Raw genomic sequence first — 11561 nt, forward strand, 5'->3', positions numbered from 1 at the left:
ACCATTTCTGTCGCCATGCAGACGAACCCCACCCACACCAGCCTCGTCGCCGTCGGCGACTCCTTCACCGAGGGCATGTCCGACCTGCTGCCCGACGGCACCTACCGCGGCTGGGCCGACGTCCTCGCCGGGCGGATGGCCGCCCGCACGCCCGGTTTCCGGTACGCGAATCTCGCCGTGCGCGGGAAGCTGATCGGGCAGATCGTCGACGAGCAGGTGGACGTCGCGGCGGCCATGGGGGCCGATGTGATCACGCTGGTCGGCGGTCTGAACGACACGCTGCGCCCCAAGTGCGACATGGCCCGGGTGCGGGACCTGCTGACGCAGGCCGTGGAGCGGCTGGCCCCGAACTGCAAGCAGCTGGTGCTGATGCGCAGCCCCGGACGGCAGGGCCCGGTGCTGGAGCGGTTCCGGCCGCGCATGGAAGCGCTGTTCGCGATCATCGACGACCTCGCCGGCCGGCACGGCGCCGTGGTCGTGGACCTGTACGGGGCCCGCTCGCTGGCCGACCCGCGCCTGTGGGACGTGGACCGGCTCCACCTGACCGCCGAGGGGCACCGTCGGGTCGCGGAGGCCGTGTGGCAGGCGCTCGGCTACGAGGCCGAGGACCCCGACTGGCACGCGCCGGTCCCGGCCACGCCGCCGCCGGGCTGGATCGCGCGCCGGACCTCCGACGTCCTCTTCGCCCGGCAGCACCTGCTGCCCTGGATCGGCCGCAGGCTCACGGGCCGCTCCTCCGGGGACGGCCTGCCGCCCAAGCGCCCCGAGCTGCTGCCGTACGAGGGCCCGGCGTGATCCGTCCCCGGTCCGCGCGGCGTTCGTAGCTTCCGACGAACAACCCCGTGGCGCTGGCCTGCACGAATCGCCAGTAGAATCCGTACACGTGACTTCCGCTCCCGCCAAGCCCCGCATCCCGAACGTCCTCGCCGGACGCTACGCCTCCGCCGAGCTCGCCACGCTCTGGTCGCCCGAGCAGAAGGTGAGGCTCGAGCGGCAGCTCTGGCTCGCCGTGCTGCGCGCCCAGAAGGACCTGGGCATCGAGGTGCCCGACGCCGCGATCGCCGACTACGAGCGCGTCCTGGACCAGGTCGACCTGGCCTCGATCGCCGAGCGCGAGAAGGTCACCCGGCACGACGTGAAGGCGCGGATCGAGGAGTTCAACGACCTCGCCGGGCACGAGCACGTGCACAAGGGCATGACCTCCCGCGACCTGACGGAGAACGTCGAGCAGCTGCAGATCCGGCTGTCGCTGGAGCTGGTCCGCGACCGCTCCGTGGCGGTCCTCGCCCGGCTGGGCAGGCTGGCCGGCGAGTACGGCGAGCTGGTCGTGGCCGGCCGCTCCCACAACGTGGCCGCGCAGGCCACGACGCTGGGCAAGCGCTTCGCGACCGCCGCCGACGAGCTGCTCGTCGCGTACGGCCGGGTGGAGGAGCTGCTGGGCCGCTACCCGCTGCGCGGCATCAAGGGCCCGGTCGGCACCGCGCAGGACATGCTGGACCTGCTCGGCGGGGACGCCGGCAAGCTCGCGGAGCTGGAGCGGCGGATCGCCGGGCACCTGGGCTTCTCGCAGGCGTTCACCTCGGTCGGCCAGGTCTACCCGCGCTCGCTGGACTACGAGGTCGTCACCGCGCTGGTGCAGCTGGCGGCGGCACCGTCGTCGCTGGCGAAGACGATCCGGCTGATGGCCGGGCACGAGCTGGTCACCGAGGGCTTCAAGCCCGGCCAGGTCGGCTCCTCGGCGATGCCGCACAAGATGAACACCCGCTCCTGCGAGCGTGTCAACGGCCTGATGGTGATCCTGCGCGGCTACGCGTCGATGACCGGCGAGCTGGCGGGCGACCAGTGGAACGAGGGCGACGTGTCCTGCTCGGTGGTGCGCCGGGTCGCGCTGCCGGACGCGTTCTTCGCGCTGGACGGGCTGCTGGAGACGTTCCTGACCGTCCTCGACGAGTTCGGTGCCTTCCCGGCCGTCGTCGCCCGCGAGCTGGACCGCTACCTGCCGTTCCTCGCCACCACCAAGGTGCTGATGGGCGCGGTGCGGGCCGGTGTGGGCCGCGAGGTCGCCCACGAGGCGATCAAGGAGAACGCCGTGGCCTCCGCGCTGGCGATGCGCGAGCAGGGCGCCGAGCGCAACGAGCTCCTCGACAAGCTGGCCGCCGACGAGCGGATCCCGCTGGACCGCGCCCAGCTGGACGCGCTGATGGCCGACAAGCTGTCCTTCACCGGCGCCGCCGCCGACCAGGTCGGTGCCGTCGTCGGCCGCATCGAGGAGATCGTCAAGCAGCACCCGGCCGCCGCGGCCTACACCCCCGGAGCGATCCTCTGACCCGCTTCACCAAGGCCGAGCTGGAGGCCGCCCGCGACCGTCTGGTGCCGGACGTCGTCGCGGACGGCCTCCGCGTGCTGTTCTGCGGCATCAACCCCGGTCTGCTGTCGGCGGCGACCGGGCACCACTTCGCCCGTCCGGGCAACCGGTTCTGGCCGGTGCTGCACCTGTCCGGCTTCACACCGCGGCAGCTGAAGCCGTCGGAGCAGCAGGAGCTGCTGTCCTACGGTCTCGGCATCACCAACGTCGTGGCCCGGGCGAGCGCGCGGGCGGACGAGCTGAGCGCCGAGGAGTACCGGGAGGGCGGCCGGCTGCTGGCGCTGAAGGTGGAGCGGCTGCGGCCCCGCTGGCTGGCCGTCGTCGGCGTCACCGCGTACCGGGCGGCCTTCGACGACCGCAAGGCGCAGGTGGGCCCTCAGGAGCAGACGATCGGGGGCGCCCGGGTGTGGGTGCTGCCCAACCCCAGTGGGCTGAACGCGCACTGGAGCGCGCAGACCATGGCGGAGGAGTTCGCCCGGCTGCGGGCCGCGGCGGACGAGGAGACGTAGCCGGCGGTCACGGCGGGGATCCCTCCGTGACGGCGGTGAGCAGCCGCATCCCTCGTCCGGCCCGGCCCGGGTCCTGCCCGGCGTCAGGCGTCCCGGCGGTGCAGCCGCCAGGCCCCCGCGAGGAGGGCCGCCGCCGCCCACAGCCCGGTCACCGCGAGTCCCGTCCACGGGCCGACGGACCCGTCGTACGCCTGGTGCAGGACGGCCTGTCCCGCCTTGTCCGGCAGGAAGTCGGTGGCGCCGCCGGCCACGTCCCCGATCACGAAGGAGACGATGAGGATGAACGGGATCAGCGTGGACAGGGTCGCCACGCCGCTGCGGAACAGGGCGGTGAGACCGGCCGCGAGCAGCGCCATCAGCGCGAAGTAGATCCCGCAGCCCACGACGCCGCGCGCCTGCTCGCCCGCGGAGAGGCCGTCCGCCGCCCCGCCGAGACCCGCGCGGGCCGCGACCAGGGCCGCGAAGGCCGAGAGCAGGCCCACCACGAGCGTCGGTACGGCGATGACGACCAGCTTCGCCGCGAACCACCGCCCGCGCCGCGGAACGGCGGCCAGGGAGAGGCGGATCCCGTTCCCCTGGTACTCGGACGACACGACCACGGCGCCGAACGCGACGGCGGCTATCTGACCGGGCAGGACCCCGGAAAGGGACGTGAACAGCGGGTCGAAGTCCGGGTCCGAGGTGTCGGAGGCCCCGGCCAGCGCGGAGAACGCCGTGGTGACGGCGAACACGGCCAGCAGGGTGCCGTACAGCGAGCGCAGGGTGAGGACCTTGAGCACCTCGGAGCGGAGTACGGGCGTGAAGGGCATGGTCAGGCCTCCTGGGGCTGTGCGGACTGTGCAGGCTGTGCGGTGAACTCGGTCTCGGCGGCGGTCAGGTCCAGGTAGGCCTGCTCCAGGGTGCCCTGGTCCGCGGCCAGTTCGAGGATCGGGACCCCCGCCTCCGAGACGACGCGGCCGATGTCCTCCACCCGTGCGTGGTCCACGGTCCATCGGCCGTCGTCGTGCTCCACGGCGTCGTGACCGTGCCGGGCGAGGGCGGCCCTCAGGGCGGAGGGCTCCGAGGTACGGATGCGGACGCGTGGCCGCACGCGCGCGTCGATGAACTCCCGCATCGGGGTGTCGGCCAGCAGCCGGCCCCGGCCGAGGACCACCAGGTGGTCGGCGAAGGACGCGGTCTCGTTCATCAGGTGACTGGAGACCAGGACCGTACGGCCCTCGGCCGCGAGCCGGCGCAGCAGTCCGCGTATCCAGATGATGCCTTCCGGATCCAGTCCGTTGGAGGGCTCGTCCAGCATGACCACCCCGGGGTCGCCCAGCAGCGCGGCAGCGATGCCCAGCCGCTGGCGCATGCCCAGCGAGTACGTCTTCACCCGGCGCCCCGCCACGGAGGCGATGCCCGTCTCCTCCATCACCTCGTCGACCCGGCGCGAGGGGATGCGGTTGCTCGCGGCCAGCACCCGCAGGTGGTCCCGGGCGGTGCGCGAGCCGTGGGCGGCCTGCGCGTCGAGCAGGGCGCCGACGTGCCGCAGCGGCTCGTCGAGCGTGACGTAGGGGCGTCCGCCGACGGTGGCGGTGCCGGAGGACGGCCGGTCGAGGCCGAGCACCAGGCGCATGGTGGTGGACTTCCCGGCGCCGTTGGGGCCGAGGAAGCCGGTGACACGGCCCGGGCGCACGGTGAAGGTGAGGTCGTCGACGGCTCGTCGGGTGCCGTACTCCTTGGTGAGGTTCTGGACGTCGATGCTGGTCATGGCAACAGCGTGCCGGTGCGGGCGGGTGCGAGGCCTCCCCCGCCGGTGGAGATCGTCTCCCCCGGCAGGGGGAGGCCGGCCGTCGGGGACGGCTGGCACGATGAGCCAATGGCCCGCTTCCTGCACCCCCTGCTCCGGGGGATCACGTACACACGGTTGCTGCATCTGTGGGTGCCCATGCTCGTGGTGAGCCTGTGGGTGTTCATCGACGAGGCGACGTTGTGGGTGCCCGCGCTGCTGCTGGTCCCGGTCGCCTTCGTCCCGGCGGTGCGCACCGGTGAGGGCATGCAGGCCCGGCTGCTCCTCGTGCCCGGGCACGAGGACCCGGCCTTCTCGGTCGCGCCCTCGGTGACCTGGCGGGACCGGTTTCGCACGCTGGCGTGGCTGGAACTGCGCATGGTGCTGGGCGGACTGACCGCGGCCGCCTGCGTCTGGCTGCCGGCTCTCACGGTCGAACTGGTCCGTCTCTCCCTGGGACATCAGGTCGGCGGCACACCGGTCCTGCGGAACCTGGCGCCGCACTGGGCGTACGCGCTCCTCGCGCCGCTGCCCCTCCTCGCGCTGTACGGCGCCGTGGTCGGCCTCGGTGCCCTGGTGACGGCGGGGGCCCGCGCACTCCTCGGCCCCTCCCCCACCGAGCGTCTCGCCGTCCTGGAGGAACGCACCGAGCAACTCCTGGAACGCAACCGCATCGCCCGCGAGCTGCACGACTCCATCGGTCACGCGCTGACGGTCGCCGTCGTCCAGGCGGGCGCCGCGCGGGCGGCGGGCGACCCCGCCTTCACCGACCGGGCCCTGGCCGCGATCGAGGAGACCGGACGGACGGCCCTGGAGGATCTGGAGCGGGTGCTGGGCGTGCTGCGGGAGGCGGAGCGTCCGGTGGGCAGCCGGCCGACGCTGGTGGACGCCGACCGCCTGCTGGAGTCGGCCCGCGCCTCCGGGGCGAAGGTGGACGCCGAGGTGACGGGCCCACTGCGGTCCGTGCCGGGTCCGGTCTCGCGGGAGGGCTACCGCATTCTGCAGGAGGCGCTGACCAATGTGCTGCGGCATGCGGGTTCGGTCCCCATACGGGTCCGTGTCCGGGTGGCGGACGGCAGCCTCGGCCTGGAGGTCCGCAATCCGATGTCGGAGGAGAAGGGCCACCCGGGGAGCGGCAGCGGCCTGCGCGGGATACGCGAGCGTGCCGCGCTGCTGGGCGGGCGGGCGCACACGGGCCCCGACGGGACCGGTGACTGGCAGGTGCGCGTCGAGCTGCCGCTCGGTTGATCTACGCTGGGCGGATGCCGGTCAGAGTGCTCCTCGTGGACGACGAACCCCTCGTACGCGCGGGTCTGCGCGCCGTGTTGGAGGCGCAGTCCGACATCGAGGTGGCCGGGGAGGCCGCCGACGGTGCGGCGGTGATACCGCTGGTGCGGCAACTGCGGCCGGACGTGGTCGCCATGGACGTCCGCATGCCGCTGCTGGACGGCATCGAGGCGACGCGCGCGCTGCTGCGGACGGTGCCCGAGCCACCGAAGATCCTCGTGGTGACGACCTTCGAGAACGACGAGTACGTGTACGAGGCGCTGCGCGCCGGCGCCGACGGGTTCCTGCTGAAGCGGGCACGGCCGGCCGAGATCGTGCACGCGGTGCGGCTGATCGCCGAGGGCGAGTCCCTGCTGTTCCCCGCCTCGGTGCGGCAGCTCGCCGCCGAGTACGGTGACAGCGGCGGCGGCAACCGTGCGGCCCGGGCCGTGCTGGAGCGGGCACGGCTGACCGAGCGGGAGGGCGAGGTGCTGCGGCTGATGGCACGCGGGTTGTCGAACGCGGAGATCGCCGCCCGTCTGGTCGTCGGCACGGAGACGGTCAAGTCGCATGTGAGCGCGGTGCTGGCGAAGCTGGGGGCGCGGGACCGCACGCAGGCGGTGATCACGGCGTACGAGTCCGGGTTCGTGGCCCCGGGTTGAGGCACTTGTACAGGCCGGGAAGGGACCGGCCGGGAGCGGACGGACCGGCGCTCGCCCGGGTGGAGCGGGGCGAGTACGATCCGGCCAACACGCGCACGAGCTGGGAGGACTGACGTTGGGCGGGCTGACCGGCGGGGATCCGTCGCTGCTCCGGAGGATCAACTCCGCGGTGGTGCTGCACGCGCTGCGTGCCACGGACTGCGCGACGCTGACCGAGATCACTCGGGTGACGGGGTTGTCACGTCCGACCGTCGAGGGGGTCGTCGAGGGGCTCGTCGAGGCCGGTCTGGTCGTCGAGAAGGCCACCGAGGAGGGCGCGGCCAGGCGGCAGGGGCGGCCGGCGCGGCGGTTCCGGTTCCGCGCGGAGGCCGGTCATCTGCTGGGGCTGGAGATCGGTCCGCACCGTGTGGCCGCTCTCCTGTCCGACCTGGACGGGCGGGTGATCGGCGCGCAGGCGAAGGACGTCGAGGCGACCGCGCCGGCCGACGAGCGTCTGGAGCGGCTGCGGTCGGCGGTCGCCGAGCTGCTGCGCCGGGCCGGTGTGGCGCGTGGCTCCCTGCGTGCCGTGGGGGCGGCCTCGCCGGGGATCGTCGAGGCGGACGGCACGGTGCGGCTGGGCACCGCGCTGCCCGAGTGGACGGGGCTGCGGCTGGGCGAGCGGCTGCGCCGTTCTTTCAAGTGCCCGGTGCTGGTGGAGAACGACGCCAACGCGGCGGCGGTCGCCGAGCACTGGAAGGGTGCCGCCACCGAGTCCGACGACATGGTGTTCGTGCTGGCGGGGCTGAGCCCGGGGGCCGGTGCGCTGATCGGCGGGCGGCTGCACCGGGGGTACGGCGGGGCGGCCGGTGAGATCGGCGCGCTGCACCTGCTGGGCCGGGACGTGACGCCGGAGACGCTGCTGTCGACCACGGACCAGCCGCTGCATCCGCTGGACGAGCAGGCGGTGGCCCAGGTGTTCGCCCAGGCGCGGCACGGTGACCAGCGGGCCCGGGCCGCCGTCGAGCGGTTCATCCAGCGGCTGGTGCACGACGTGGCGGCGCTGGTGCTGGCCCTGGATCCGGAGCTGGTCGTCATCGGCGGCTGGGCGGCCGGGCTGGACGGCGTGCTGGACCCCCTGCGGCGGGAGCTGGCCCGCTACTGCCTGCGTCCGCCGCGGGTGACCCTGTCGCTGCTCGGCGAGGCCGCCGTGGCGACCGGGGCGCTGCGGCTGGCGCTGGACCATGTGGAGGAGCAGCTGTTCGCGGTGGAGGGCACGACGGCCCGCCGGTGACCCGCGCGGTGACGGGACCGCCCGCCGCGGGCCGCCCGCCGCGGGACGGACGCGGGCCGCTCCAGGCGTCAGGTGTCAGGCGTCAGGCACCGGTCCCCGCGGCCCGAGGTCACCAGTCACTGGTCACTGGTCACCGGTGGCCAGTGACCGGTCCCCGGGCCGGTGGCCCGCCCCCGGCCCGGGGTCCGTGTCGTGGAGCGCGGTTCAGGAGGCCCGGGTGTCCGGGCCGTGATGGATCTCCACATCGCCGAAGTCCCCGAAGGTCAGCCGGCAGGTGTCCGCGCGGTAGGTGGCGACGGAGAGCGCGGCCGTGCGGTCCCGGGCGTGGTAGCGGGTGGTGACCACCAGAACCGGCGCGCCCGGCAGGCGGTCCAGCTCCTTGGCGTCCTCCGCACCGGCCGACCCCAGCTCCACGGCGTTCTCCCGCCGCTCCAGCTCCAGCCGCTGCAGCTCGCGCAGCACCGCACGCGCGCGTGCCGGACCGGCCGGGACGTCGATGGCGGCGAGGCCGGGCACGGACGCGGGCGGGATGTACAGCAGTTCCGCCGCGACGGGCTGACCGTGGGACGTCCGGGAGCGGCGGACGGTGTGCACGGGCTCGTCCCGCCCGGTGCCCAGGGCCTCGGCGACGGCCGCGGGAGGAGCCGCCAGGTCGCAGTCGGCCGGCTCCCAGGCGTCGCCGGCCGAACCGGGCCAGGTCTGCTGCCTGGTGCCGACGGCCACGCCCACCCGCGGCGGCGCCACGGTCGTACCGACGCCGCGGCGGCGCTGGAGTCTGCCCTCCAGCTCCAGCTGCTCCAGGGCCTGGCGGAGCGTGGCACGGGCGACACCGAAGCGAGCGGCGAGTTCCCGCTCGTTGGGCAGGATCTCGCCCACGGAGAACTCCGAGTCCAGGGCCTCGCTGAGCACGGTCCTGAGATGCCAGTACTTCGGTTCCGGTACCGGTTCCAACTGCGTGGTCCCCACCCTGTCCTCCGCAATCACCGTGGTCCGGCGGCGTTTTGGCGCCTTGTTTATTAAAGGTTGTTGCAGTTCTCTGCGACGATAGGGCGGCCCATCCCCTTGGTCAAGACCAATCCTCGGTCCCCCGCGCGCGGCAGACGGCGGAGCAGGGCCGGTGTTCACGGGGTGTTCGCACAGTGGGCACGACGGCCGAAGCCCCCGTCGCGGGACGGGGGCTTCGGCCGGGCGGTGGGCGGACGGGCCGTGCGCGCCGGCGCTCAGTCGGCGGGCAGGGACCGCAGCTTGTCGGGGTTGCGGACGATGTACACGGACTGGACGCGCCCGTCGGCGACGTCGAGCTGGATGACGGAGTCCGGCTTGCCCGCGGACAGCACCAGCAGGGCCGGGCCGCCGTTGAGCTCCAGGATGCGGAAACCGACGTCCGGGAGGCCCTTCCGGGCGATGCCCACGAGGAAGCGGGCGACCTTGTCGGAGCTCTCCAGCACACGCAGCGGCGCCCGGGATTTGCCGCCGCTGTCCCCCACCAGCCGGACGTCGGGCGCGAGCAGCGCCATCAGTCCGGCGAGGTCGCCGTCGGCCGCCGCGGCGAGGAAGCGTTCGGTGAGGTCGCGGCGCTGCGCGGGGTCGACGTCGTAGCGGGGCCGGCGTTCCTCGACGTGCCGGCGGGCGCGGCCGGCGAGCTGGCGTACCGCGGCCTCCCCGCGCTCCAGCATGGCGGCGATCTCGGCGTACGGGTAGCCGAACGCCTCCCGCAGCACGAACACCGCCCGCTCCAGCGGTGACAGGGACTCCAGGACCACGAGGACGGCGAGCGAGACGGAGTCGGCGAGCACGGCGCGCTCGGCGGTGTCCGGCACGGCGTCGCCGAAGTCGGTGGCGTAGGGCTCGGGCAGCCAGGGGCCGACGTACGTCTCGCCGCGCGCCTTGATCTGGCGCAGGCGGTCGACGGCGAGGCGGGTGGTGACGCGCACCAGGTAGGCGCGCGGCTCGCGGACCTCGGACCGCTCGGCACGGGACCAGCGCAGCCATGCCTCCTGCACCACGTCCTCCGCGTCGGCGAGACGGCCCAGCATGCGATAGGCGACGCCCAGCAGGACGGGGCGGTGCTCTTCGAAGACGTCGGTCGCGATGTCGGTGGTCACCGTCCCATCCCAGCGGACACGCCGGACGGTGTCCAGGGGGAACCGCCGCCGACGCCGCGGGGCCCGGGAAGAACGATTCGGCGACCGGGGGCTACCCGTCGGTAGCCCTTGCTGACAAGCTGTCTACGCAACGTCGCAACCGTTCGCCCGTCCTCGTGAGGGCCGACGTCGGGAGCTGCCCCCGGAAGGTGTTCCCGGAGGTGTTCCCGGGAGCCGCCCGGAGACGGTCCTCGCGAGGCTGACCCCGCACAAGGAGCCCCATGTCCACAGAGCTCTCCTTCACCGCCCCCACCGCACACGGCCCGCGCGACATCACCCTCTCCTACACGCGCGAGGGCGCCGGCGAACCGCTGCTCCTGCTGCACGGCATAGGCCACCACCGGCAGGCCTGGGACCCGGTGGCCGGCATCCTCGCCACCGAACGCGACGTGACAGCCGTGGACCTGCCGGGGTTCGGCCGGTCGCCCGCGCTGCCCGACGGGACGGCGCACGACCTGCCGACGACGACCGCCGTGCTCGGCGCGTTCTGCACGGCCCTCGGGCTCGACCGGCCGCACGTGGCGGGCAACTCGCTGGGCGGCCTGCTGGCCCTGGAACTGGGCCGTCAGAACCTCGTACGGTCGGTCACCGCCCTGTCGCCGGCCGGATTCTGGACCCAGGCCGAGCGGCGCTACGCCTTCACCGTGCTGAAGGGCATGCGCCGGGCCGCGAGCGGGATGCCACTGCCCCTGGTCGAGCGGCTGTCCCGCACGGCGGCCGGCCGCGCTGTCCTGACCAGCACCATCTACGCCCGCCCCGGCCGCCGTTCGCCCGAGGCCGTGGTCGCCGAGACACTGGCGCTGGCCCGCGCGGAAAGCTTCGCCGAGACGCTGCGCGCGGGGCGGAACGTCCTGTTCACCGAGGACGTCCCCGGCATCCCCGTCACGGTGGCGTGGGGAGACAAGGACCGGCTGCTCCTGCCGCGTCAGGGCGTGCGCGCCAAGCGCACCGTCCCGCGCGCCCGGCTGGTGCGGCTGCCCGGCTGCGGCCATGTCCCGATGAACGACGACCCGGCGCTGGTCGCCCGGGTTGTCCTGGACGGCAGCCGCACCCGGGAGGTGACGGCACCGAGGGCCGCGCTGCGCTCGGTCGGCGCCTGACCCGCGCCCGGAACCAGCACCCGGAATCCCGGATGCCCGGCTCCTGGGCGTCCGCGGGGCCGGGCGTCCGTGGGGCCGGGTGTCCGCGGGGCCGGGTGTCCGGGTGTCCCGTGAGCCGGGTGTCCCAGGTCCCGATTCCAGGGCCAGGACCCGGGACCTGGACGCCCGGAGGGGCCCGGGCATCCGGAACCGTCCGCTCGTGCCGGTGTCACCGGCGGACGTCCCGGGACCACGAAGGCGTACGCCTGAGGGCCCGGGCGGCGCGGCCCGGGAACGGGCGGGGCCGCGCCACGCACGGACCGGTGACGGGTACGACCCACCTCGCACGGCACGGGAACGGGCGGGGCCGCGCCTCACACGGCCTGGAGGCGGGCGCCGACACGACCGCGCAGAACAGGAGCAGGCGCGCCGGCACGGCCGTACGGTCCGGGACCGTACGGCCGGCTGTTCACCTGGGGTTCGCGTGCGCGCCGTGCC

At 74.1% G+C, this 11561-nt stretch carries 11 protein-coding genes; 7 read left to right on the forward strand and 4 right to left on the reverse strand.

Annotated features, from left to right (window positions below; all coding sequences use genetic code 11):
• Positions 1 to 15 precede the first annotated feature (15 nt).
• The 3 genes from ACFYOJ_RS14985 to mug all read left to right on the forward strand — a co-directional run bounded on the left by ACFYOJ_RS14985 (position 16) and on the right by mug (position 2874).
• Entirely contained in the window at positions 16 to 795 is a 780-nt protein-coding gene (locus tag ACFYOJ_RS14985) for an SGNH/GDSL hydrolase family protein (protein ID WP_356550942.1), read from the forward strand.
• An 88-nt stretch (positions 796 to 883) separates the two neighbouring features.
• On the forward strand, positions 884 to 2326 hold the full coding sequence (gene purB, locus ACFYOJ_RS14990; RefSeq protein WP_356550940.1) for an adenylosuccinate lyase: 1443 nt from the start codon (positions 884 to 886) through the stop codon (positions 2324 to 2326).
• Positions 2323 to 2874, forward strand: a complete 552-nt coding sequence (gene mug, locus ACFYOJ_RS14995; protein ID WP_356551207.1) for a G/U mismatch-specific DNA glycosylase — start codon at positions 2323 to 2325, stop codon at positions 2872 to 2874. The genes purB and mug overlap by 4 nt, the downstream gene beginning before the upstream one ends.
• An 83-nt stretch (positions 2875 to 2957) precedes the next feature.
• Here the strand turns inward: mug and ACFYOJ_RS15000 are convergent, their stop codons facing one another.
• Both ACFYOJ_RS15000 and ACFYOJ_RS15005 read right to left on the reverse strand, forming a co-directional pair.
• Positions 2958 to 3683, reverse strand: a complete 726-nt coding sequence (locus ACFYOJ_RS15000) for an ABC transporter permease (protein WP_356550938.1) — start codon at positions 3681 to 3683, stop codon at positions 2958 to 2960.
• Positions 3684 to 3685: 2 nt separating this feature from the next.
• A complete protein-coding gene (locus tag ACFYOJ_RS15005) occupies positions 3686 to 4624 on the reverse strand; it encodes an ABC transporter ATP-binding protein (protein WP_356550937.1) in 939 nt (312 codons plus the stop codon).
• A 108-nt stretch (positions 4625 to 4732) separates the two neighbouring features.
• On the opposite strand from ACFYOJ_RS15005, the gene ACFYOJ_RS15010 reads away from it, so the two are divergent.
• The 3 genes from ACFYOJ_RS15010 to ACFYOJ_RS15020 all read left to right on the forward strand — a co-directional run bounded on the left by ACFYOJ_RS15010 (position 4733) and on the right by ACFYOJ_RS15020 (position 7840).
• Positions 4733 to 5890 carry a histidine kinase gene (locus ACFYOJ_RS15010; protein ID WP_356550936.1) on the forward strand — a complete coding sequence of 386 codons (1158 nt, stop codon included), beginning with the start codon at positions 4733 to 4735 and terminating at the stop codon, positions 5888 to 5890.
• 14 nt (positions 5891 to 5904) lie between these two features.
• Positions 5905 to 6570 (forward strand): response regulator transcription factor, encoded by a 666-nt coding sequence (locus tag ACFYOJ_RS15015; RefSeq protein WP_356550935.1) that lies wholly within the window; start codon positions 5905 to 5907, stop codon positions 6568 to 6570.
• A 115-nt stretch (positions 6571 to 6685) separates the two neighbouring features.
• Positions 6686 to 7840, forward strand: a complete 1155-nt coding sequence (locus ACFYOJ_RS15020) for an ROK family transcriptional regulator (protein WP_356550933.1) — start codon at positions 6686 to 6688, stop codon at positions 7838 to 7840.
• Between the two features lie 204 nt (positions 7841 to 8044).
• On the opposite strand, the gene ACFYOJ_RS15025 is transcribed toward ACFYOJ_RS15020, so the two are convergent.
• Both ACFYOJ_RS15025 and ACFYOJ_RS15030 read right to left on the reverse strand, forming a co-directional pair.
• Positions 8045 to 8806 (reverse strand): GntR family transcriptional regulator, encoded by a 762-nt coding sequence (locus ACFYOJ_RS15025; protein ID WP_356550932.1) that lies wholly within the window; start codon positions 8804 to 8806, stop codon positions 8045 to 8047.
• 254 nt (positions 8807 to 9060) lie between these two features.
• On the reverse strand, positions 9061 to 9945 hold the full coding sequence (locus tag ACFYOJ_RS15030; RefSeq protein ID WP_356550930.1) for an RNA polymerase sigma-70 factor: 885 nt from the start codon (positions 9943 to 9945) through the stop codon (positions 9061 to 9063).
• A 260-nt stretch (positions 9946 to 10205) separates the two neighbouring features.
• Between ACFYOJ_RS15030 and ACFYOJ_RS15035 the strand changes: the two genes are divergently transcribed.
• Positions 10206 to 11084 carry an alpha/beta fold hydrolase gene (locus ACFYOJ_RS15035; protein WP_356550928.1) on the forward strand — a complete coding sequence of 293 codons (879 nt, stop codon included), beginning with the start codon at positions 10206 to 10208 and terminating at the stop codon, positions 11082 to 11084.
• Positions 11085 to 11561: the final 477 nt, after the last annotated feature.

Source organism: Streptomyces sp. NPDC006384 (genome assembly GCF_042870695.1).
Taxonomy (GTDB): Bacteria; Actinomycetota; Actinomycetes; order Streptomycetales; family Streptomycetaceae; genus Streptomyces.